The 21859-nt window shown below is 67.1% G+C and carries 25 protein-coding genes; 12 read left to right on the forward strand and 13 right to left on the reverse strand.

Going from position 1 to position 21859, the window contains the following annotated elements; translation table 11 throughout:
- Window positions 1-24: 24 nt before the first annotated feature.
- The gene (locus HNP52_RS18025) at window positions 25-642 is read left to right on the forward strand and encodes a 50S ribosomal protein L25/general stress protein Ctc (RefSeq protein ID WP_184168992.1); all 618 of its coding nucleotides are present in this window, start codon (window positions 25-27) and stop codon (window positions 640-642) included.
- Window positions 643-723: 81 nt separating this feature from the next.
- On the forward strand, window positions 724-1293 hold the full coding sequence (gene pth, locus HNP52_RS18030) for an aminoacyl-tRNA hydrolase (RefSeq protein WP_184168993.1): 570 nt from the start codon (window positions 724-726) through the stop codon (window positions 1291-1293).
- A gap of 59 nt (window positions 1294-1352) precedes the next feature.
- On the opposite strand, the gene HNP52_RS18035 is transcribed toward pth, so the two are convergent.
- The 3 genes from HNP52_RS18035 to HNP52_RS18045 all read right to left on the reverse strand — a co-directional run bounded on the left by HNP52_RS18035 (window position 1353) and on the right by HNP52_RS18045 (window position 4193).
- Complete coding sequence (locus tag HNP52_RS18035) at window positions 1353-1748, reverse strand: hypothetical protein (protein ID WP_184168994.1); 396 nt, start codon at window positions 1746-1748, stop codon at window positions 1353-1355.
- A gap of 61 nt (window positions 1749-1809) precedes the next feature.
- Complete coding sequence (locus tag HNP52_RS18040) at window positions 1810-2997, reverse strand: JmjC domain-containing protein (protein WP_184168995.1); 1188 nt, start codon at window positions 2995-2997, stop codon at window positions 1810-1812.
- Window positions 2998-3167: 170 nt separating this feature from the next.
- The gene (locus tag HNP52_RS18045) at window positions 3168-4193 is read right to left on the reverse strand and encodes a transferrin-binding protein-like solute binding protein (protein ID WP_184168996.1); all 1026 of its coding nucleotides are present in this window, start codon (window positions 4191-4193) and stop codon (window positions 3168-3170) included.
- Between the two features lie 269 nt (window positions 4194-4462).
- On the opposite strand from HNP52_RS18045, the gene ychF reads away from it, so the two are divergent.
- Window positions 4463-5560 (forward strand): redox-regulated ATPase YchF, encoded by a 1098-nt coding sequence (gene ychF / locus HNP52_RS18050; RefSeq protein ID WP_184168997.1) that lies wholly within the window; start codon window positions 4463-4465, stop codon window positions 5558-5560.
- A gap of 41 nt (window positions 5561-5601) precedes the next feature.
- Here the strand turns inward: ychF and HNP52_RS18055 are convergent, their stop codons facing one another.
- Window positions 5602-6921 (reverse strand): acetamidase/formamidase family protein, encoded by a 1320-nt coding sequence (locus HNP52_RS18055; protein ID WP_184168998.1) that lies wholly within the window; start codon window positions 6919-6921, stop codon window positions 5602-5604.
- 124 nt (window positions 6922-7045) lie between these two features.
- Here HNP52_RS18055 and HNP52_RS18060 point away from each other — a divergent pair, with 124 nt between their 5' ends.
- Window positions 7046-7660, forward strand: coding sequence for a hypothetical protein (locus HNP52_RS18060; protein ID WP_184168999.1), 615 nt, complete (start codon window positions 7046-7048; stop codon window positions 7658-7660).
- Here HNP52_RS18060 and HNP52_RS18065 read toward each other — a convergent pair.
- Window positions 7629-9083, reverse strand: coding sequence for an alpha/beta hydrolase (locus tag HNP52_RS18065; RefSeq protein ID WP_184169000.1), 1455 nt, complete (start codon window positions 9081-9083; stop codon window positions 7629-7631). The genes HNP52_RS18060 and HNP52_RS18065 overlap by 32 nt on opposite strands.
- A gap of 129 nt (window positions 9084-9212) precedes the next feature.
- Here HNP52_RS18065 and HNP52_RS18070 point away from each other — a divergent pair, with 129 nt between their 5' ends.
- Together HNP52_RS18070 and HNP52_RS18075 are read left to right on the forward strand one after the other, a co-directional pair.
- Window positions 9213-10511, forward strand: a complete 1299-nt coding sequence (locus HNP52_RS18070) for an ectonucleotide pyrophosphatase/phosphodiesterase (RefSeq protein ID WP_184169001.1) — start codon at window positions 9213-9215, stop codon at window positions 10509-10511.
- A gap of 173 nt (window positions 10512-10684) precedes the next feature.
- Window positions 10685-11134, forward strand: a complete 450-nt coding sequence (locus HNP52_RS18075) for a MaoC family dehydratase (protein ID WP_184169002.1) — start codon at window positions 10685-10687, stop codon at window positions 11132-11134.
- A gap of 49 nt (window positions 11135-11183) precedes the next feature.
- Here the strand turns inward: HNP52_RS18075 and HNP52_RS18080 are convergent, their stop codons facing one another.
- The 4 genes from HNP52_RS18080 to petA form a co-directional block, all read right to left on the reverse strand.
- Entirely contained in the window at window positions 11184-11714 is a 531-nt protein-coding gene (locus HNP52_RS18080; RefSeq protein WP_184169003.1) for an adenine phosphoribosyltransferase, read from the reverse strand.
- Between the two features lie 99 nt (window positions 11715-11813).
- The gene (locus HNP52_RS18085) at window positions 11814-12650 is read right to left on the reverse strand and encodes a cytochrome c1 (RefSeq protein WP_184169004.1); all 837 of its coding nucleotides are present in this window, start codon (window positions 12648-12650) and stop codon (window positions 11814-11816) included.
- Window positions 12651-12665: 15 nt separating this feature from the next.
- Complete coding sequence (locus HNP52_RS18090; protein WP_184169005.1) at window positions 12666-13925, reverse strand: cytochrome b/b6; 1260 nt, start codon at window positions 13923-13925, stop codon at window positions 12666-12668.
- A 12-nt stretch (window positions 13926-13937) separates the two neighbouring features.
- Window positions 13938-14486, reverse strand: a complete 549-nt coding sequence (gene petA / locus HNP52_RS18095) for a ubiquinol-cytochrome c reductase iron-sulfur subunit (protein WP_184169006.1) — start codon at window positions 14484-14486, stop codon at window positions 13938-13940.
- Window positions 14487-14688: 202 nt separating this feature from the next.
- Between petA and HNP52_RS18100 the strand changes: the two genes are divergently transcribed.
- The 3 genes from HNP52_RS18100 to HNP52_RS18110 all read left to right on the forward strand — a co-directional run bounded on the left by HNP52_RS18100 (window position 14689) and on the right by HNP52_RS18110 (window position 16722).
- On the forward strand, window positions 14689-15141 hold the full coding sequence (locus HNP52_RS18100; RefSeq protein WP_184169007.1) for a tRNA (cytidine(34)-2'-O)-methyltransferase: 453 nt from the start codon (window positions 14689-14691) through the stop codon (window positions 15139-15141).
- Window positions 15138-15980: an oxygen-dependent coproporphyrinogen oxidase gene (gene hemF, locus HNP52_RS18105; RefSeq protein WP_184169008.1), complete on the forward strand. Its 843-nt coding sequence runs from the start codon at window positions 15138-15140 to the stop codon at window positions 15978-15980. The genes HNP52_RS18100 and hemF overlap by 4 nt, the downstream gene beginning before the upstream one ends.
- A gap of 142 nt (window positions 15981-16122) precedes the next feature.
- Window positions 16123-16722, forward strand: coding sequence for a GNAT family N-acetyltransferase (locus tag HNP52_RS18110; protein WP_184169009.1), 600 nt, complete (start codon window positions 16123-16125; stop codon window positions 16720-16722).
- Here the strand turns inward: HNP52_RS18110 and HNP52_RS18115 are convergent.
- Window positions 16686-17426 carry a hypothetical protein gene (locus tag HNP52_RS18115; protein WP_184169010.1) on the reverse strand — a complete coding sequence of 247 codons (741 nt, stop codon included), beginning with the start codon at window positions 17424-17426 and terminating at the stop codon, window positions 16686-16688. The two genes, HNP52_RS18110 and HNP52_RS18115, sit on opposite strands and share 37 nt — an antisense overlap.
- A complete protein-coding gene (locus HNP52_RS18120; protein WP_184169011.1) occupies window positions 17423-18256 on the reverse strand; it encodes a glycerophosphoryl diester phosphodiesterase membrane domain-containing protein in 834 nt (277 codons plus the stop codon). The genes HNP52_RS18115 and HNP52_RS18120 overlap by 4 nt, the downstream gene beginning before the upstream one ends.
- A gap of 93 nt (window positions 18257-18349) precedes the next feature.
- Here HNP52_RS18120 and lipB point away from each other — a divergent pair, with 93 nt between their 5' ends.
- From lipB to HNP52_RS18135, 3 genes are all read left to right on the forward strand, one after another.
- Window positions 18350-18994, forward strand: coding sequence for a lipoyl(octanoyl) transferase LipB (lipB, locus tag HNP52_RS18125; protein ID WP_184169012.1), 645 nt, complete (start codon window positions 18350-18352; stop codon window positions 18992-18994).
- A gap of 114 nt (window positions 18995-19108) precedes the next feature.
- On the forward strand, window positions 19109-19345 hold the full coding sequence (locus tag HNP52_RS18130; protein ID WP_086131019.1) for a hypothetical protein: 237 nt from the start codon (window positions 19109-19111) through the stop codon (window positions 19343-19345).
- A gap of 192 nt (window positions 19346-19537) precedes the next feature.
- Window positions 19538-20218, forward strand: a complete 681-nt coding sequence (locus HNP52_RS18135; protein ID WP_184169013.1) for a hypothetical protein — start codon at window positions 19538-19540, stop codon at window positions 20216-20218.
- Between the two features lie 179 nt (window positions 20219-20397).
- Here the strand turns inward: HNP52_RS18135 and queE are convergent, their stop codons facing one another.
- Window positions 20398-21030 carry a 7-carboxy-7-deazaguanine synthase gene (queE, locus tag HNP52_RS18140; RefSeq protein ID WP_184169014.1) on the reverse strand — a complete coding sequence of 211 codons (633 nt, stop codon included), beginning with the start codon at window positions 21028-21030 and terminating at the stop codon, window positions 20398-20400.
- A gap of 1 nt (window position 21031) precedes the next feature.
- Window positions 21032-21715, reverse strand: a complete 684-nt coding sequence (gene queC, locus HNP52_RS18145; RefSeq protein WP_184169015.1) for a 7-cyano-7-deazaguanine synthase QueC — start codon at window positions 21713-21715, stop codon at window positions 21032-21034.
- Between the last annotated feature and the right edge of the window lie 144 nt (window positions 21716-21859).

Consider the following 21859-nt stretch of genomic DNA (forward strand, 5'->3'; position numbering starts at 1 on the left):
AACTTTAGCTGATTGGAACGACACATGAGCGATACGCTTACGCTGTCGGCCGAGACGCGCGAGCAGGTTGGCAAGGGAGCCTCCCGCGAGCTTCGTCGTAATGGCCGCGTCCCCGCCGTGATCTACGGCAACAAGCAGGATCCGAAGAGCATCCACGTCGAGGAGCGCGAGCTCTATCGTCTGCTGATGACCGGGCACTTCTTCAATTCGGTCGTCATGATCAATGGCGAGCGCACCCTGCCCAAGGACGTGGCTTTCGACCCCGTCACCGATCGTCCGGTGCACGCCGACTTCCTGCGCATCAGCGAGCACGCGACCGTGCACGTGAACGTGCCGATCGTCTTCGCTGACGAAGAGCTCGCTCCGGGCCTGAAGCGCGGTGGCGTGCTGAACGTCGTCCGTCACGAGCTCGACCTGGTCGTCGACGCCGCCGAGATCCCCAGCGAGATCACGATTTCGCTCAAGGGCCTCGAAGTCGGCGATTCGCTGCACATCTCGGCAGTGACCCTGCCGAAGGGTGCGACCTCGGCGATCACCGACCGCGACTTCACCATCGCGACCGTGGTTGCTCCGTCGGCGCTCAAGTCGAGCGAAGGCGACACGACCCAGACCGAAGCCGAAGGCGAGGAAGCCGGCGAGTAATCGCCCCCTCGAACTTACCGGTTCAAAAAATCGCCTCCGCATCCTAGGTGCGGAGGCGATTTTCGTTTTCAGGAACAAGTGATGCAGCTGTGGGTCGGCCTGGGCAATCCGGGCCCGCAATATGCGATGCACCGGCACAATGTGGGCTTCATGGCGGTGGACGCCATTGCCGAGACCTATGGCTTCACGCCCGAGAAGAAGCAGTTCCAGGGCTGGACCCGCGAGGGGCGGATCGGCAGCGAGAAGGTGATCCTGCTCAAGCCGGGCACCTTCATGAACGAGAGCGGCCGTTCGGTGCGCGCGGCGATGGACTTCTACAAGCTGACGCCCGAGGACGTGACGCTGTTCCACGACGAGCTCGACCTGGTGCCGATGAAGGTGAAGGTGAAGCGCGGCGGCGGCACCGCGGGGCATAACGGCCTGCGCTCGACCGACAAGCATCTGGGGCCGGACTTCCGCCGCGTGCGGATCGGCATCGGCCATCCCGGGCACAAGGACCGGGTGCACGGCTATGTGCTGGGCAATTACGCCAAGAACGAGCTGGACCCGCTGGCCGACATGCTCGGCGCGATCGCGGCCGAGGCGAACTGGCTGGCGGCGGGGGACGATGTGCGGTTCATGAACGACGTGGCGATGCGGCTGCAGGACTGATTGGCGGATAAAGCGGGACCCCGGCTCAGGGCCGGGGTGACGGAAGTCAGCAAAGATGGTCAGCGGTCGTCGGCGAAGGTCTTCCACATGCGGCAGGAGGCGCTTTCGCGCGGGGCGGGGATCATTGCGCTCGAGGTGACGTCGCAGCCGGTGGCGCTGCAATGCACCTTGGTGCCCGCCAGCCAGCCCTTGTCGTTGCGGATCGAGGGGAAGCTGCGGGTATGGGTACCGATCGAGCCGCGCGGATAATCGTGGCTGCTGCCGATGCGGGCACGGCGGCAGCCGCGCAGGAGCTGGTACAGCCGGTCCTCCGCCTGATCGATGCTCGCACCCTGCACCGCAGCCTGGAGCGCGGCGCTGGGGATGTAATAGTCGAGCACGAAGAACAGGAAGACAGGCATCAAGACGATCGGGATCGTCACCATGCCGATGATGAACTTCTTCCCCTCGTCCATGACGCGAACATGCCGGCGCGGGCGTGAAGATTCGGCAAATATGCCGGCGACTGAGCCGCGATCAGAGCTCCGGCCGATAGGGCTGGAGCAGGCCCAGCCGGACCAGCTGGGCGAGCAATGCGCCGATCTCGGCTTCGGGATGATGCGCGAAGCGGGCGCGGAGTTCCTGGACGCTGACGGCCGGGCGGGACAGCGCATAGTCCGCGGCATCGGCGATCGGGCCGAGCAGCTGATCGCCGGCGCCGGTGCGCAGTGTCGCGCCCGTCTCCAGCCAGGCGACCGAGGCGGCCCGATCGGTGCGCGCGTAGAAATCGAGCATCGGCCGCTCGGGCAGCGCGAGGTCGCGGCCAGGGGCTGCGAGCTGGCGCTGGCGGAGCGTCACTTCCTCGAGCAGCGCGCGGCTGCGGGCGAGCTCGGAGAGTCGCGCGCCAAGCGCCGCGAGCTGGCCGGCAAGCGCCTGCCCGCCCTCGATGCGGGCATCGGCGAGATAGGCGCGGAAGGCCGGCTCGCGCAGCGCCATGTCCTGGAGCAGCTCGAACAGCAGCTTGCCCGAATGCGGCGTGATGCCGAGCGTGAGGTGGAGCGATTCGGTGGAGCTGGCCAGCGCATCGTGGAAATAGCCGCGCGGGATGTAGAGCACATCGCCGGGGCGCAGCGTGACGTCCATCAGCACCGGCCCCTTGGCGGCATCGATCCGCGCCTGGGCATCGTCGCCGGTCAGCGGCTCGAGCGGATTCTCGGCGCGATTGGCGTAGATCCGCCAGCGCTTCTCGCCGACGCAGTGGATCGCGAACACCTCGTGCAGGTCGCAGTGCGAGGCGAAGGCCTGGATGCCCTGGAAGGAGCAATAGAGATTGGCCTCGACCCGCGCCGAGAATTGCCGGGCGAGCGCATCGGTGAGCGCGCGAACCTCGGGCGCGACCTGCTCGACCGCATCGGCGACGAGGCTGGCGCCCATGGCCAGGAACATCTCGATCTTGGCCGGATCGGCGAACCGGCGGGTGCCGCCGCGGCCCGGAACCGCATCCATGTAGAAATCAGGCGCGACCGGCGCGCTGTTGAGCAGCAGCTTGATATGCTCCGGCCCCCAATGGGTCCGCACGCCGAGCAGCTGGTTGAGCCGTTCCCAGCCGATGACGGCCGCGCGGCCCGATCCCGCGGGCGCGGGAATATGGACCGGCTTGCGGCCCCAATAGTCGGCAAGGAAGTGCTCGGGCGCCAGCGGCGCGATCAGCTCGGCGAGTTCCACCGGGCGACGCTAGCGGGAGCGGACGCCCTTTGTCGATGCCGTTGGCCGGCTTGCTTGACGAAGAAGAAGCGGGACCCCGGCTCAAGGCCGGGGTGACGGAGAGCTGAGGACAAACAAAAAGGGACCCCGGCGAACCGGAGCCCCTTTCCTGTTTTCGTAGCGTTGCCGGCTTACTTCTTGCCGACGACCACGCCGATCAGGCGCTGCTGGGCGCCGCCGATCGTGCCCGAGGCCGAGAAGACCACGCCGACCTGCTCGCCCTGCGAGCCGAAGAAGCCGCCCGCCAGCGTGCCGGTGAGCGGGCTGGTGTTGGTGAAGCTGCCGGTCCACTGGTTCTGGCCGACCGGGATCGCGCCCTGGGCAGTGAAGTTGGCATAGGCGACCGGCGTGCCGCCGCCAGCCGGGATGGTGCTGAGCGTGAAGGTCATGTCGACCACGCCGGTGGCGAAGTTCACGCTGGTGGTCACCGTGCCGCTGACCTTGTTGATCGCGGTGCTGGTGCCGCTGGTGCTGACCAGGCGGCCGGTCATGCGGCTGGTATACGACACGGTGCCGGTGGTCGGCATGTCCGACGTCGCGGTCGAGAAGCCCCAGGCGGTGTAGGCGAGGCGCTTCTGGCCCGCGGTCGAATCGCCGCGCCACCAATTGGCCCAGCTGACGCGGCTGAGCGCCAGGGCGGTGTCGCTGGTCGGCCCGACGCCGGTGCTCGACACGGCGGTGACCACGTTGTTGAGATATTCGACCTGGTCGAACTTGCCCGCGGTGGTGGTGTCGTCGCGGCGGAAGACGAACTCGGTGTTGGCCGGGACCGCATTGGCGGAGAGCGTCGCGGTGCAGGTCTGGCCGGTCGGCACGCAGAAGCGCGCTTCCTCGGTGTTCTCGCGCATCACATAGGTGCCGGTCGCGATCGCGGTATCGGTGGCGAGGCGCACGCGGCTCGACAGCGTCTCGGTGTTGGCGGCGCCGAGGGTGACCGCGCTGGTCGCCGGATCGCCGGTGTAGCTGGTCGCGGCGCTGAAGGTGTAGAACTCGGTCGGCGCGGTCAGCGGGAAGCTGGCATAGGTGGGCGACGCGGTCGGCGTCGGGGTCGGCGTGGCGGTCGGCGTCGGAGTCGCGGTCGAATCGTTGCCGCCACCGCAGCCCGACAGCGCAACCGTCGCGGCAAGCGCGCTCATGAACATGTGACGGCGAATCATTCCCTGCTCCTCAAAACACACGGGCACCGAAAGGGGTTTGCCCCTGTACCCCAGATGAATGGCCCTCAGTCAAGCCATGCCGGTTCCGGCTAATCCGGACCCATTACGGCGCTTTGAGGGCCTTGGAAAACGAAACCGCGCATGGCGGTGCTCGTCCTCCGTCATGACGGAGACGGAGCCGCAGCGAGCGTTCCGCAAGCCCGTGCTGGCAAAAGCGGCGCTTTGCCTCTATCGGGCGCCTTTCCCCAATTCACTGGAACAGGCTTCACATGGGTTTCCGCTGCGGCATCGTCGGGCTTCCGAACGTTGGCAAGTCCACGCTCTTCAACGCGCTGACCGAGACGGCGGCGGCGCAGGCGGCGAATTATCCGTTCTGCACGATCGAGCCGAATGTCGGCAATGTCGCCGTGCCCGATCCCCGGCTGAACAAGCTGGCCGAGATCGCCGGTTCGCAGAAGATCATCGAGACGCAGCTCGGCTTCGTCGACATCGCCGGCCTGGTGCGCGGCGCGAGCAAGGGCGAAGGCCTGGGCAACCAGTTCCTCGGCAATATCCGCGAGGTGGACGCGATCGTCCATGTGCTGCGCTGCTTCGAGAACGACGACATCCAGCATGTCGACAACAAGGTCGATCCGATCGCCGATGCCGAGACGGTGGAGACCGAGCTGATGCTCGCCGACCTCGAGAGCCTCGAGAAGCGCGTCCCGAACCTGCAGAAGAAGGCGGCGCAGGGCGACAAGGAGTCGAAGGTCGGCGCGAGCGTGCTCGGCCAGGCGCTCGACCTGCTGCGCGACGGCAAGCCCGCCCGCCTCACCGAGCCGAAGGACGCCGACGAGGAGCGCGTGTTCAAGCAGGCGCAGCTGCTCACCGGCAAGCCGGTCCTGTACGTGTGCAACGTCAACGAGGAAGACGCGGCGAACGGCAACGAACTGTCGGCCAAGGTGTTCGCCAAGGCCAAGGCCGAAGGCGCCGAGGCGGTGGTCGTCTCCGCGGCGATCGAGGCCGACATCGCGACGATGCCGGTCGAGGACCGCGCCGAGTTCCTCGGCGAGCTGGGGCTGGAGGAGACCGGCCTCGCCCGCGTGATCCGCGCCGGCTACAAGCTGCTGCACCTGCTGACCTTCTTCACCGTCGGCCCCAAGGAAGCACGCGCCTGGACGGTGGACGAAGGCGCCACCGCGCCGAACGCCGCCGGCGTGATCCATAGCGACTTCGAGAAGGGCTTCATCCGCGCCGAGACGATCGCCTATGACGATTTCGTCGCGCTGGGCGGCGAAGCCAAGGCCCGCGAGGCCGGCAAGCTGCGCGCGGAAGGCAAGGCGTACATCGTCAAGGACGGCGACGTGATGCACTTCCTGCACAGCTGATTCTGTCTCCCCTCCCTGGAACGGAGGGGAGAAGGGTGGCCTCAGGGCTTCTTCGCGCCCGGCAGCGTCGCGAGGCGGGCCTTGGGGATCTTGAGGACCATGCCCGCCGCGCGGCCGGGGAGCGCGCTGACCCGATATTCGGCGGCGGTGCCGTAGATCTGGGCGATGTCGGCGGGCGCCAGGCCATAGTCGGCGGACAGCCAGCCGAACATGCTCGACGAGGCGGCGCGGAACGACGCGTCGAGCGAGCCTTCCATGCCGATCGCGACGAGGTGGGCCGGCGTCTCGATCCGGACCTGGCCGGCGCTCTTGCCGCGGACCAGATCGACTTCGACCTCGACGTCCATCGAGGTCTCGAGCGCGTCGCCGGTGGTCTCGCCGTCGCCCTGCGCCGCATGTGCATCGCCGAAATAGAGCAGCGCGCCGGGCACCGCGACGGGGAGATAGACGGTCGTCCCCTCGCCCATCTCGTTGAAGTCCATATTGCCGCCGAACCGGCCGACATCGCCCGAGCCGGGCGCGGGCGGGCGGGCATCGACCGCGACGCCGATACCGCCGAGCATCGGCCGGACCGGCACCCAATAGCCCTTGAGCGCATCGCCCGGCGCCTCGGGCATGGCGATGCCCTTGTCGCGGTCGAGCCGCCAGGTGACCGGCTTGCCCGTCCCCGCCATCCGGACCGCGGTGCGCGCGTCCTGGCCACGCTCGGTCATGCCGTTGGTGCTGATCGCGGTATCGCGGTTGAGCCGGAGCCTGCGGATGCGGACGACCAGCGTGTCACCGGGCATCGCGCCGTCGATATAGAAGGGACCCGTCTGCGGATTGCCGGGCGCGGCGCGACGGACGCCCTCGGCATCGATGCCGGCGGCGTCGATCGTGCTGGTGTGGATCGTGTCGCCCGGATTGACGTGGAGCGCCGGCGGATTGGACGGCGAGAATTGCCGGTAGAAGCGGGTCGGCACGAATTCGTGGCGCATCGGCGGCCGGCTGGCCGGCTCGGGCGGACGCTCGGCGGTGAAGGCCAGGCGGTGGGGCGTGCGCGTGGGTTCGCTACCGTCGACCAGCAGCATCTCGCCGGTGATCCTGCCCTTTACCAACCGCGCGGTGACGTCCTCGGAGCCGCCCACCGTGTCCTTGGCGAGGAAGCGGATCTCGTTGCCCTTCACCGTACCGGTGAGCACGTCGCCGGTCAGGTCGCCGGTGATCGTCGCGCCGTCCTGCTTGAGGGTGAGCGTCCAGACGGTGGGCGTGCCGAAATAATCGACCGTGACGATCCAGCGCCCAGCGACCTGCTCCTGTGCCTGCACCACCGCCGGCATCACGCACGCCAGCGCCGCCGCACTCCACAAACCACCCCGCATATCGCCCTCCCTGCGACTTCGTTTCGATGAAGCAATGGTTTGAAGACTGAACTTCAAATGAACCACGGGCCGGTTCGCGACGGCATGGCTTGCGCTTGCGGCGGCACGCGGGCCAGATATGCATATGCGCCGCCCCTCCCCCGTCCCCGTCCTTCGCCAGCTGGGCATCGTCTCGGGCTTCGCGGTGGCGGGACTGAGCCTGGCCTATCTGCTGGTGCTGGCGATCGGGCTGGCGACGCTGCCCGCCCGCGGCGCGCCGATCGGCCAGCCCTGGTTCGGGGCGATGGAAATACTGATCCTGTTGCTGGTGCCGTTCCTGCTCGGGCTCACCACCGCCGTGCGCGGCACCGGGCTGGCGCCGCGCTTCACCCGGCCCGCTCTGCCCCTGATGGCCGCCGCGCTGGCGCTGACCAGCGTGGTGCATCTGTCGATCCTGGCGCTGGGGGTAGAGGACGCCTTCGCCTGGCCGAGCCTGCCCTATATGCTCGATATCCTCGCCTGGGACGGCTTCTTCGCGGTTGCCGTGCTGCTGATGGCGCCGGCATTTCGCGGCGAGGCAACGATCCATCGCCTGCTGCTCGGCAGCGGCGCGCTGGCGCTGCTCGGACTGCTCGGGCCGCTGAGCGGGGTGATGCCGCTGCGGATGATCGGGGTGATCGGCTATGCGCTGCTATTCCCGATCGCGGCAGCGCTGATCGCGCGCTGGTTCAGCCGGTGGCGGCCGGCAGCGCAAAGCTGACCGGCGCGGCATCGACCCGGCCGGGCAGCGCCGGCATCGTCCCGTCGCGCAGGAAGCGCATCGTCGCCGCATCGAGATCGGGATGCTCGCGCAGCAGCCGGCCATTGTGCTGGCCGCGATGCACGATCAGCGCGCGGGCATTGGGGAACCAGGGCAGCACATCGACCAGATTCTCGACCGGGGTGTTGGCGTCCCAGTCGCCTTGGACGAACAGGATCGGCGTCTCGTCGCGCACCGGCAGGCGGAAGGCGTCGCCGAGATCGGCGGTGGGCCAGGCATCGGCGGTGGCGGCATAGGAAGCGAAATTCCACGGGCCGAGCATGTCGAGCGCGGGATCGGCCTGAAGCTGCGCCCAGCGCGCCGCGGTGACGCCGGTGGCGGTGTCGATCAGCGGGCCGATCAGCGCGGCGGTGCTGGCCTTGCGGCTCTCCACTTCCTCGGCGGCCCAGGCCTGGTAGCGGCCATGATAGGCGTCGATCACGAAGGCCGGCCATTTGCTGGCATCGACGACATGGCTGAACAGCGCGCGCTGATAGTCGCCAAGGCCGAGCACGACCTTGCCGGTGCCGGGCACCTCGACGGTAACCGGCGCGGCGGCGAAGCGATCGCGCACCGTGCGCGCCGCCGCGATCAGCCCGCCCTTGGGGATGAACGGCTTGAGCGCGGGATCCTGCTCGGCCTCGAAGGCGACGCGCTGCATCACCGCGAAGACATGGGCAGGCATGTCATAGCCATTGGCGAGCGGCTCGACCAAGGAGATCAGCCCGCGCGCCACTGTGCCCGGATGGCGCTTGAGCACGGCAAAGGCCCATTGCGAGCCGAAGCTCGCGGCGGTGAGGCTGATCCGGTCATAGCCGAGCGCGCGGCGGACCGCGTCCACGTCATCGGCGCATTCGGCGATCGTGTAGCCGGCGAGATCGTGCCCCGGATTGGCGGCCGCCGCACCTTCGGCCAGCTTGCGGGTGACCGCGATCTCGTCCTCGATCCGGCCGGGCCGGTCGAGCGGCGCGGCGGGATAGCGCAGCTCGAGCATGTCGCCGCGCAGCGTGTAGCCGCGCTGTTCGACGATCACGAGGTCGTTGGTCTCGGCATGGTCGAGCCACATGCGCAGCCGGCGCTTCGCCCGCGGGCTGGCATCGCCGAGCGTGTCGAGCAGGGTGACGCCGGGGCCGCCGACGAGGAGGAAGATCGGCGGCTGGTTGCTCGGCTTCGTCGCCTTGATCCGCAGCACGCCGACCGTGATGCGCTTGCCGTCGGGCTTCACGCGATTCTCGGGAACGGTGATCGCCCCGACCTCGTAGCGGACCGGGCTACCGTCCGAGGCGGTCTCGGTGCCGGGGGTGAGGGTGAGCGGGCTCTGCGCCGCCGCGGGCGGTGCCGCCGCCAGGCCAAGCGCGAAGACCAATCCGAGCAGCAGCCGCATCCATCCCTCCCCTGTTTCGAGCATCGTGACGCAGCCAAAATGAACGGGAGGTTAGCCGGCGATTTGCTCGTCCCGTCCCGTCGATGATACGACTTACCGCCGCAACATTTTGCTGTCAGGGGGCCCGACATGCGCTGGTATTCGAAGATCGCCGCCGCGGCCCTTGCCGCCGTCCTCCAGGCCTGTGCCACGGCGCCCGTCGCCGCGCCGCCGCCCGTCGCCGCGCCGCCGCCCGCCGCCGCGCCGGTCGCGGTCGAGCAGCGTGCACCGGTGACGATCCTCGTCTCGATCGACGGCTTCCGCAGCGACTATCTCGATCGCGGGGTGACGCCGAACCTGTCGCGGCTGGCGGCTGGCGGCGTGACCGGGATCATGCACCCGAGCTTCCCGTCCAAGACCTTCCCCAATCACTGGACGCTGGTGACCGGCCTCTATCCCGACCATCACGGCATCACCGCCAACAAGATGGAGGATAGCGCGCGGCCGAAGGAAGTCTTCACCATGCAGAGCGACGACCCGTTCTGGTGGAACGAAGCGATGCCGATCTGGGTGGACGCGGAAAAGGCCGGCATCCGCACCGGCACCGAGTTCTGGCCGGGCTCGAACGTCGCGGTCGGCGGCGTGAAGGCCGACAAATGGCCGTACAAGATCGAGGGCGGCACGCGGCCGAGCGACTGGGCCCAGTTCAACCAGGTCATCACCGGCGAGCAGCGGGTGAACGCGATCCTCGACTGGCTGCGCCGGCCCGCGGCGATCCGGCCGAAGTTCCTGACGCTCTATTTCGACACGGTCGACAGCGCCGGCCATAGCTATGGCCCCGACGACAAGCGCACGACGGCCGCCGCCGCCGATGTCGACAAGCGGATCGGCGAGCTGGTCGACGGGCTCGCCGCCCTGGGCCAGCCGGCGAACCTGGTGATCGTCGCCGACCACGGCATGGCGCAGGTGAGCGGCAAGCGCGCCATCTCGATCAACAACCTGGTGAAGGCCGAGGATTACCATCTGGTCGAATCCGGCCCCTATCTGAGCCTGATCCCGACCCCGGGGCGCGAAGCGGTGGTCGAGAAGGCCCTGCTCGGCAAGCACGAGCATTTCGAATGCTGGCGCAAGGCCGAGATCCCGGCGCGCTTCCACTACGGCACCAATCCGCGCGTTCCGGCGATCTTCTGCCTGGCCGAGACCGGCTGGCAGGTCGGCGAGAAGGATGTCGACCCCGACCAGGTCGGCGGCAATCACGGCTTCGACAATCTCTCGCCCGAGATGAACGCGCTATTCGTCGCCAATGGCCCGGCCTTCCGGGCGGGAACGACGGTGCAGCCCTTCGTCAATGTCGACATCTATCCGCTGCTGCGCGACCTGATCGGCCTGCCGCCCAAGACCGGCGTGGACGGGAATGACGCGCCGTTCCGGGATGCGCTGGTTCGGTAGGTTCGCGCCTTCGGCCTGGCTGCTCCCCGGCGAAAGCCGGGGCCCAGGGTCACAGGCGACACGGCAGAGAAACCCTGGGCCCCGGCTTTCGCCGGGGAACTGAAGGGACTTGATGCAGCCCCTCTCACAAAGGAGGGCTTGCACCAGATCGGTTTTCATCCGAAACTGATTGCATGCTCTATTGGGAAGACATGCAGGTCGGCAAGAAGCGGAGCTTCGGCCGTTATGAGGTCACGCGCGAGGAGGTGCTCGAATTCGCGCGCAAATATGATCCCCAGCCCTTCCATCTCGACGACGATGCGGCGGCGCAGACGCATTTCGGGCGGCTGGCGGCGAGCGGCTGGCACACCTGCGCGATGACCATGGCGATGACCGTCGCCGAGATGTCGGTGGTGCCGCAGGCGAGCCTGGGCGCGGCGGGGATCGACGAGCTGCGCTGGCTCAAGCCGGTCTATCCGGGCGACGTGCTGCGGGTGGAAACCGAGGTGCTGGAGGTGACGCCCTCGCGCAGCCGGCCGGAGATGGGCAGCTTCAAGAACCAGACCACCACTTTCAACCAGCATGACGAGCCGGTGCTGCGGTTCACCGGGCTGGTGCTGATGCGGCGGCGGCCGGCGGCGTAGGCCCGCCCTCTTCTACTCCCCTCCCTGCAAGGGAGGGGAATTCAGAGGATCAATGCCCGTCGAACGCCACCAGCGCATGCACCGCGATGCCGTCGCTGCGCAGCGCGTCGGCGCCGCCGAGTTCGGGCAGGTCGACGACGAACGAGGCCTGGACGACTTCGGCGCCGGCCTTCTTCAACAGGCGCACCGCCGCGCGGGCGGTGCCGCCGGTGGCGATCAGGTCATCGACGAGCAGCACGCGGGCGCCCGGGGCCAGCGCGTCGGCATGGATGGCGATCCGGTCGGTGCCATATTCCAGCGCATAATCCTCGGCGATCGTCGCGCCCGGCAGCTTGCCGTCCTTGCGGACCAGCAGCATGCCCGCGCCGAGCTTCACCGCCAGCGCCGCGCCGAACAGGAAGCCGCGCGCCTCGATGCCCGCGACGAGGTCGATCTTGCCTTCAACGGCCGCCGCCATGCGGTCGATCGTCAGCGCCAGCCCCTCGGCATCGAGCAGCAAGGTGGTGATGTCGCGGAACATGATCCCCGGCTTGGGGAAATCGGGGATGGTCCGGATACGCTGCCGGATATCGTCATTCATCGAAACGGACCCTTCGAACACTGATCTGAACACAGCAATCCCGCCCGGGCCGAGCCAGGGCGGGATCGCGTTGCTTCGTCTTGTACCGCCGAAGCGGGATCAGTGCTTAACGCCTGCCCACACCGAGCGATAGGCGCCATAGGTCAGGAAGGCGGCAAAGATCAGGAAGCCGAGCACGGCGAAGCCGGCCTGGCGGCGGGTCTCGAGCGTCGGCTCCGCGGTCCACACCAGGAAGGCCGAGACGTCCTTGGACATCTGGTCGACCGTGGCGCGGGTGCCGTCCGAATATTGCACCTGGCCGTCCTGCGTCAGGGGCGGCGGCATCGCGATGTTGAGGTTCGCGAAATACGGGTTGAAGTGCATGCCGTCCGGCGTCTTGGCGAATTCCGGGAACTTGGCCAGCGCCTCGGCCGAGGGCTTCTTGTCGTAGCCGGTCAGCAGCGAGTGGACATAGGCCGCGCCGTCATGCCGCGCCTTGGTGATCAGGCTGAGGTCCGGCGGCGTGCCGGTGCCCGGATAATAGACCTTGGGGAAGCGATCCGAGGGCACGTTGTCACGCTCGCCCCAGGTGCCGCCCTTCTCGTCGAACACCGGCTGCTTGGTGCCCCAGTCCTTGGCGATCTTCTTCACCTCGGCCTCGCTGTAGCCCAGGTCCTTCAGGTTGCGGAAGGAGACAAGGTTGAGCGAGTGGCAGGTCGAGCAGACGTCCTTGTAGACGAGGAAGCCGCGCTGGAGCTGAGCGCGGTCGAACTTGCCGAACGGCCCGTCCGAGGCGAGCTTCAGCTCCTCCGGATGCTTGTGCATGGCGTGCTCGGCGGTTTCCGCCGGCGGTTCCTTGATGACGCCGCGGACCGAGCCGTAGAGCGCGATCAGCAGCACGACGATGAAGGCACCGCCGACCAGGAACTTGATCGATTTGATGAACAGCGAAGTCATGGTTCCTGGTCCCCCTTACGCGCCGGTCTTGGCCAGCACGGCCTCGGTGATCGAGCCCGGCAGCGGCTTCGGCGTCTCGATGCTCGAGATGATCGGCACGATGATCAGGAAGTGTGCGAAGTAATAGGCAGCCGCGATCTGGCTGACGATCACGTAGAGCGGCTCGGCCGGCGAGCCGCCGCAATAGCCGAGCACCAGCACGTCGAACACCAGCACCCAGAATGCCACCTTGTACATCGGGCGATAGGCGCCCGAGCGCACCGGCGACTTGTCGAGCCAGGGCAGGAAGAACAGCAGCAGGATCGAGCCGAACATCGCCAGCACGCCCCACAGCTTCGCCGGGAGGATGAAGTCCGCGGTGAAGGCGCGCAGGATCGCGTAGAACGGCCAGAAATACCATTCGGGGACGATGTGCGCCGGCGTGGAGAGCGGGTTGGCCGGGATGTAATTGTCCGGGTGGCCCAGATAGTCCGGCGCGAAGAAGATCAGCACCGAGAACAGGATCAGGAACACCACCACGCCCAGGCCGTCCTTCGCCGTGTAGTACGGGTGGAACGGCACGGTATCCTGCTCGCCCTTCACTTCCACGCCGGTCGGGTTCGACGAACCCGGGATGTGGAGCGCCCAGATGTGGAGGATCACGGCGCCGGCGATCACGAAGGGCAGCAGATAGTGGAGCGAGAAGAAGCGGTTGAGCGCGGCATCGTCCGGCGCATAGCCGCCGAGCAGCCATACGCGGATCCAGTCGCCGGCCACCGGGATCGCCGAGAAGAAGCCGGTGATCACCTGCGCACCCCAGAAGCTCATCTGCCCCCAGGGGAGCACATAGCCCATGAAGGCGGTGGCCATCAGCAGCAGGAAGATCACCACGCCGAGCAGCCACACCATCTCGCGCGGCGCCTTGTACGACCCGTAATAGAGGCCGCGGAACATGTGGATGTAGATCACCACGAAGAACATCGAGGCGCCGTTGGCGTGGGCGAAACGCAGGAACCAGCCCGCGTTCACGTCGCGCATGATGCCCACGTTCACGCTCTCGAACGCGCCGGCGGCCGAGGAGTGGAAGTGCATCGCCAGCACGATGCCAGTGATCAGCTGGCAGACCAGCGCCACCCCGGCGAGCACGCCGAAGTTCCACCAGTAATTGAGGTTGCGCGGCACCGGATAGCCGGCGCCGACGGCGTTGTAGACGAAGCGCGGCAGGGGCAGACGCGAGTCCACCCACTGCATCACCGGGTTCTTAGGCTCATAATGCTTGGCCCAGGGAAAGCTCATCGCGCTCTATCCTCACCCAACCACGGCGATAGCGCCGTTGATGTTATATTTTGGAACCTCGAGGTTCTTCGGCGCCGGGCCCTGGCGGATGCGACCGGCTGTGTCATAGGCCGAGCCATGGCAGGGGCAGAAATAGCCGCCGAACGGCCCGCGATTCTCGCCCTCGCCCGCGCCCAGCGGCACGCAGCCGAGATGGGTGCACACGCCCAGCGTGATCAGCCAGTTGGTGTGGTCCTTCGCCGTGCGCTGCTCGAGCGTCTGCGGATCGCGCAGCGACGAGACCGGCACCGCGTCCGCGGCGGCGATCTCGGCCGGCGTCAGGTTGCGCACGAACAAGGGCTGCTTGCGGAAGCTGGTCTTGATCGCCATGCCCGGCTCGATCTTCGACAGGTCCACCTCGGTGGTGGACTGCGCGAGCACATCGGCCGACGGGTTCATCGAATTGACCAGCGGCAGAACCACGACGCCCGCGCCCACTGCCGCGACCGAAACGGCGGCATATTGGAGATAATCGCGACGACGGGGATTCTCGGGACCGGCCAGATCGGCTTCAATTGCCATGTTTACCCCTTGCACTTCGGACTTGCCGCGGCGAACGCGCGGACAGAACGTAAAGCTCAACACGGGCGCTAAGGGCCCCCTCGTTGCCCTTCGATGTCCCCCGAATAGGCCAGCCGAGGTGATAGACGGCGGCTGCGCGCTTCCGCAACAGCCTTTTTCAGCGGCTTGTTACGCAAGGGAATAGAACGCTAGGAGCAAGGCCATGCGACTAGCCCTGTTCGAACCCGATATTGCCGGCAATGTTGGCGCCGTGCTGCGACTTGGCGCGTGTTTCGACACGCCCGTCGACCTGATCGAGCCGATGGGATTCGCGTGGAACGACGCGGCCTTGCGCCGTGCCGCCATGGATTATGGCGGCCAGGCCGATGTCGTGCGCCACGCCGATTTCCACGCCTTTGCCGAGAAGCTGCCGGGCCGCGTGATCCTGTTCACCACGCGCGGATCGATTCCGCTCAACCAGGCGCGGTTCGAGCCGGGCGACACGCTGTTGTTCGGCTCCGAGGGTCGCGGCGCCCCCGATTACGTCCATGAACGCGCCGATCTCGCGGTGCGCATCCCGATCCGCGCGGGCCTGCGCTCGCTCAACCTAGCCGTGTCCGCGGGCATCTCGCTCGCCGAGGCGCTGCGCCAGACCGATGGATTCCCCCCGCAATGATCGCACCCGACGAGCAGCAGCAGCGCGCCCGCGCCTGGTTCGAGGAACTGCGCACCGCGATCTGCACCGAATTCGAGGCGATCGAGGCCGAGGCCGGATCGGACGCCAGGTTCGAATATATCGCCTGGGACCGTACCGATCCCTCGGGCGAGCCGGGCGGCGGCGGGGTGCGCGGGGTGATGAAGGGCAAGGTGTTCGAGAAGGTGGGCGTGAACGTCTCCACCGTCGGCGGCAGCCTGGAGGGTGATTTCGCCAAGTCGATCCACGGCGCCGGCGAGGATCCGAAATTCTTCGCCACCGGCATCAGCCTCGTCGCGCACATGGCCAATCCGCATGTGCCGGCGGTGCACATGAACACGCGCTTCCTGACCACGACCAAGCGCTGGTTCGGCGGCGGGGCCGACCTCAATCCGCCCGTCCCGTACGACGAGGACACCGCCGAATTCCATGCCGCGCTCAAGGCGGCGTGCGACGCGCATGACCCCGAGCATTATCCGCGCTTCAAGGCCTGGGCGGACGAGTATTTCTACATCCCCCACCGCAAGACGCATCGCGGGGTGGGCGGAATCTTCTACGATCACCTGGAAAGCGACTGGGAGGCGGACTTCGCCTTCACCCGGGATGTCGGCCGGGCGTTCCTCGATGCCTATCCGCGCATCGTCCGCAAGCGGATGGGGATGGATTTCTCGCCCGAGGACAAGCAGCGCCAGCTCGAATGGCGCGGCCGCTATGCCGAGTTCAACCTGATCTATGACCGGGGAACGCTGTTCGGGCTCAAGACCGGCGGCAATATCGACGCAATCCTGATGAGCCTGCCCCCGATGGCGGCGTGGTCGTGATTTCTCTTTCCGCGCCCTCTCCTTTTCCCGTCATCCCCGCGAAGGCGGGGATTCAGGGTGGCAAAGCGGCGCCCTTAGTGACTCTGGATTCCCGCCTTCGCGGGGATGACGGAGTGTGGGGGGATGGCGCAGGGGTGAAGCCATGGGCCTGATCCCGGTCGCCAATGACCAGATCGCCACGGTGGTCACTGCGCTCGAGATGCTGGCGCGGCCCCGGCCCCGCCCCCTGCCCGATTCGCCGCTGCGGCTGGTGCGCTGGCCGGCGCCCGATCCCGCCAAGTACCGCGCGCTGTTCCGCCGGGTCGGCGAGCCCTGGCTGTGGTTCTCGCGGCTGGTGATGGACGAGGACCGGCTGGTCTCGATCATCCAGGACCCGAAGGTGCATGTGTTCGCGGTGGTCGACCGTGCGGGCATCGAGGTCGGGATGCTCGAGCTCGATTTCCGGGCCGAGGCGACCTGCGAGCTGGGGTTCGTGGGCCTCGTTCCCGAGCTGGCCGGCAAGGGCCATGGCAGCTGGCTGATGGCGCATGCACTGATGCTCGCCTGGACGCCCGAGGTCACGCGCGTCTGGGTGCACACCTGCACGCTTGATTCGCCCGGCGCGCTCGGCTTCTACCGCAAGCATGGCTTCGTGCCCTACAAGCGCACGGTGGAGACCTTCGCCGATCCGCGGCTGGCGGGCGTGCTGGCGGCGGATGCCGCGCCTCAGATCCCCTGCCTGGGCGCTCCGCCGAGCCGATAGGCGGCGACGCGGATCAGCGCGAGCGCGGCCCAGGCCGCCCCGCCGATCAGCGCGCTGACCAGCCAGGATACCGGCGCGATCGCCTGCACGCCGCCGATCAGGCCGGCGATCGTGCCGAGGATCCCCCCGGCGATCAGCACCAGCCCCAGCGCCAGGAAGAAGATCATCGAGGCGAGGCCGAGCAGCGCAAAGCCGGTCACCCCGGCGCTGCGCCGCCAGCCTTCGCGGAAGGCACCCAGGATTCCGATCGCGGGATCGGCGGCAAAGGCCGGGCCGGCCAGCCAGGTGCGCACCAGCATGTAGAGGCCGGGAATCACGAACAGCGACAGGCCGAACGAGAAGAGCAGCCCGGCGATCGTGTTGAGCACGAAGAAGGCGCCGAAGCGCTTGAGCGCGAGCAGCAGCACCTGGCCGAGCGTGCGGCCGTCACCGCGCAGGAACAGGTTGAAGATCGCGAAGCTGCCGAAATCCATCACCAGGCTGATCGCCAGGATGGTCAGCAGATTGGCGTCGTAAAAGGCCATGATGGCCTCGCGCAGCTTCTCGGCGTCCTGGGTGGCGGGCAGCTGCAGTCCCGAGACGAGCAGCACCGCGCCGAGCATCGGGACGACGAAGAACATGCCCGCCAGGGCGATCAGCAACTCGCGCTCGGCGCGGAACAGGGAGACGGCATCGAGGAAGATGCCGCGGCTGGTGAGGCTCATGCGAGGATCAGACCCTCGCGAAGCCCGGCCTCGGCCGTGAGCGCGAGATAGAGCTTGGCGGCGAAGGCCGGGACCAGCACCGTAAAGCCGGTCTGCACCGCGGCGACGACGATCGAGGTGAGCACCCCGGCCAGCGAGATGCCGTCGGCCGCCCCGCCGGCGACCAGGGTGAAGATGCTGCCGAACACCATGTTGGCCGCCAGGATCGAGACCCAGGAGACCAGTGCGTAGAGCAGGATCACTCCGATCAGCGCCCAGGTCTTGCCGCGGGTGAGTTTCCACGACTGGCGCAGCGCCGAGAACATCCGCTTCTCGCGCACGATCACCGCATTGGTGACGAACAGGCGCGCGCCGAGCCACAGGACCAGCGCGACCAGCACCAGCAGGTACAGCGCGATGCCGCCGGCCATCTGGGTGCTGAGCGACGTCAGTTCGCCCCGCGCGATCGCCATCATGTCATAGCCGGCGAGCTGGAGCGCGATCGGGATCGGCATGGCGAGCACGAACATGCCGGCGAACAGCGCTACCGATACGATCAGCGCCGGCAGCAGCCGCGCCCGGCCGATCGCGCCGGCGCCGCGCGCCTCCGCCATGTCGAGCGCCATCGCGGTGACGGTAAGCGATCCCCAGAGCGACAGGATGCCGAAGGCAAGCTGGACGAGGTAGAGCGACAGGACCAGCCCGGGGCCGGCGCTGGCCTTGGCCGCCTGGAAGCTGCCCTCGATCGAGGCGGGCACGAAAAAGGCGAGCAGCGCCACCGGCAGGATCGCCCCCAGATTGTCGCTCAGAAACTCCGCCGTCCGATCCCAGACGGTGCCCATCTTCGCCATGCGCCCGATGTCCTCCCTTTGCCGGGGTGTTAGCCCGCGCGCAGTTTATTGCCAATGCTTGCGGAATCGCCCGCGGATGCGCAATTCGCACGCATGACCAAGGATATCGAATGGCGGGTCGCGCCGGAGCCGATCGAATATGGCGCCGCGCTCGCCGAAATGGAGGCGCATGTCGCCGCGCTGACCGCCGGCACCGCTCCCGAACGGATCTGGCTGCTCGAGCATCCGCCCGTCTACACCGCCGGCACCAGCGCCACCGACGACAGCGAGCTGGTCGACGCGGCGCGCTTCCCCGTGTTCCGCACCGGGCGCGGCGGGCGCTACACCTATCACGGCCCCGGCCAGCGCATCGGATACCTGATGCTCGACCTGCGCGACCGGAAGCGCGACGTGCGCGGCTATGTCCATGCCGTCGAGGGCTGGGTGATCGCCGCGCTGGGCGAGCTGGGGATCGAGGCGTTCCGCGCCGAGGGGCGGATCGGCATCTGGACGCTCGACCAGACCGGCCAGGAAGCCAAGATCGGCGCGATCGGCGTGCGGCTGCGGCAATGGGTGACGATGCACGGCTTTGCGATCAACCTGTCGCCGAACCTCAATGATTTCAACGGGATCGTACCCTGTGGCATCCCCGATTTCCCGGTCACCAGCGCCGAGGCGCTCGGCAGACCGGTTACGCCCGAGCAATTCGATTCGGCGCTGCGGGCCACATTTTTGCCATTTTTGAACGCTCTCTCCTGAGCGCAGGTCAAATCGAGTCTTGAGGGGTTTGCCCGAACCGTCTAATGTCCACTCCGGTTTGGGTATTAAACGGCGTATCCGTAATCCAGATCCATAATCTAGGGAGCTTTCTACATGCGTGCAGTCATTTCGAAGATCGTTGCAGGTTCGATGATCGCCGGCGCGGCCCTCCTGGCCTCGGCGTGCACCAGCAACGAGTCGACCAACGTGACCAACACCACCGAAGTCGTTCCGACCGAGAACGTGACCACCGACACGATGGTCACCAACATCGACGCCGCTGCCACCGAGAACGGCGCCGTGGTCGAGAACACCACCACCGTCGAGACCAACACCACCAACGCGCACTAATAGCGCGCCCGTTAGGGTGTTTGACGAAAGGGCCGTCCGGGCAACCGGGCGGCCTTTTTCTTTATGCTTTTCCTATGCTTTTGCGATGAAATGCCGCGATGGCACGGATGGACGGCAAAAAGGGGCTTCAACGCGGACTCGGAACACCGTAACCCGTTGCCACGGGGTTAACTGGTAGTTTTCGAGGGCAGCATGTTTGCTTCGCGTATCGCATTGATGCTGGCCGGGGGGATCGGCCTGTTCGTTTCCGCACCGGCTTCGGCGCAGTTCTTCCTCAAGCCCGCCAATCTGGAGAGCGGGCGCGTGAACGGTTCCGAGCCGGGCATGACCGGCCCGGCATTGCCTGGCGCCACCCCGGTCGAGCTGCAGGCCGCGCTCGCCTGGAACCTGCGCGCCGCGCTGAACGTCGCCGCGCTCCAGTGCCAGTTCGAACCGACGCTGCTTTCGGTCGACAATTACAATTCGCTGATCAAGGATCACGCGATCGAGCTGCGGGACTCATACGCTACGCTCGAGAAATATTTTGCAAGAACGTACAAGAACAAGAAGCAGGGCCAGCTTGAACTCGACAAGTACGGTACCCGCATCTACTCGGGCTTCTCGACTGTTCAGGGCCAGCTTTCTTTCTGCCAGACTGCCGCCGCAATCGGCCATGATGCGGTGTTCGTGAAGCCTGGCAAGTTCAGCGAACTGGCGCAGGAGCGCATCAAGGAACTGCGCGCGAGCCTGGGCCCCTGGGGCGAGCAGTATCGTCCGTCAGGCTATGTCGTCACCGGCATGTACGGCGTGAAGCTGCCGCCCTTCGGCAACGACAAGTGCTGGAAGAAGGGCCAGTACCAGGTCAAGAAGTGCGGGCCGCTGCTGCTGAATTGAGGCATCGAGCTTCCCCTCCCTGCAAGGGAGGGGCCAGGGGTGGGTTAGAAAAGGTCGGGCTCGATGCCCGGCCTTTTCTGTTTTGCCGGCCGGTGGATAAAGCTCGCTACGCTCGCAACCCACCCCCAACCCCTCCCTTGCAGGGAGGGGAGACAGAAGTGGGATGACAATCAAACCCCCTACCGCAGCCCGAGCATCTTGTGCGTCTGCAGCGTCAGGCGCCATTTCGGCCGTTCCATCGCGAAGGCGATCGCGGCCTCGATATTCTCCTGCGCCGCTGCGCTGTCCATCGGCTGGATCAGGAAATTGGCGAAGTCCCAGCCCTCGATCGCCGCGACATCGGTGCCCGGCTGCGGCCAGACCAGCTTGAGCTCGTCGCCGGAGCGCTGGACGACCTCGCTGCCCGCCTTGGGGCTGATGCACACCCAGTCGATGCCGGGATGCGCGGGAAGCGTGCCGTTGCTCTCGATCGCGATGCGAAAAGCCCGGGCGTGGAGCGCATCGACCAGCGCATCATCGACCTGCAGCATCGGCTCGCCGCCGGTGAGCACGACGAAGCGCTTCTCCGCCCCCTCGCCCCAGAAGCCGAGCACCGCATCGGCCAGCGCATCGGCCGTGGCGAACTTGCCGCCGCCTAGCCCGTCGGTGCCAACGAACTCGGTATCGCAGAACTGGCAGATCGCGCTGGCGCGGTCCTGCTCGCGGCCGGTCCACAGATTGCAGCCGGCGAAGCGGACGAACACCGCGCGGGCACCGGCATTTACCCCCTCGCCCTGCAGCGTGAGGAACATTTCCTTGACGCTATAGGTCACGTCAGGCCCTCGTTGCATACTTTGTCGGATCGGCGATGCCCGCCTCTTCGAATCCCTTGGACCGCAACCGGCAGCTGTCACACAGGCCGCAATGCACGCCGCCCGGCGCCGGATCGTAGCAGGACCAGCTGAGCCCCATGTCGAGCCCGAGCCGCGTGCCCTCGCGGACGATATCGGCCTTGGTCATGTGCTGGAGCGGCGCGCGGATATGGAAGGGCTCGCCCTCCACCCCGGCCTTGGTCGCCAGCTCGGCAAGCTTCTCGAAGCCTTCGATGAACTCGGGGCGACAATCGGGATAGCCCGAATAATCGAGCGCGTTGACGCCGATATAGATGTCGCGCGCGCCCGAAGCCTCCGCCCAGCCGAGCGCGAGACTGAGGAAGATGGTGTTGCGCGCAGGCACATAGGTGACCGGGATATCGTCGCCCACACCGTCCTTCGGCACGTCGATATCGGCGGTGAGCGCCGAACCGCCGAACGCACGCAGGTCCATCGGCATCACCACATGGCGCTCGGCGCCCAGGGTGGCGGCGATGCGGCGCGCGGCGGCCAGCTCGACCTGGTGACGCTGGTTATAGTCGAAGGAAAGCGCGAACAGGCGATGTCCCGCCTCGCGCGCGAGCGCGGCCGAGATCATCGAATCAAGTCCGCCGGAAACCAGTACAATTGCAACGCTGTCGGTCATCGACGCGACCTACTCCGGTTTTTGCTGCATGGCAAAAACGACGCAAAATGGGCCGCCCGAGAGCGGCCCAGTTTATTGGGAAAACCCATGCCAGAGAGGAAAGTGCTCACGAGGAGCGATGCCACGGTAGCCAGGCAGCTGTGA

The organism is Sphingomonas kyeonggiensis, assembly GCF_014204495.1.
GTDB classification, from domain to species: Bacteria; Pseudomonadota; Alphaproteobacteria; order Sphingomonadales; family Sphingomonadaceae; genus Sphingomonas; species Sphingomonas kyeonggiensis_A.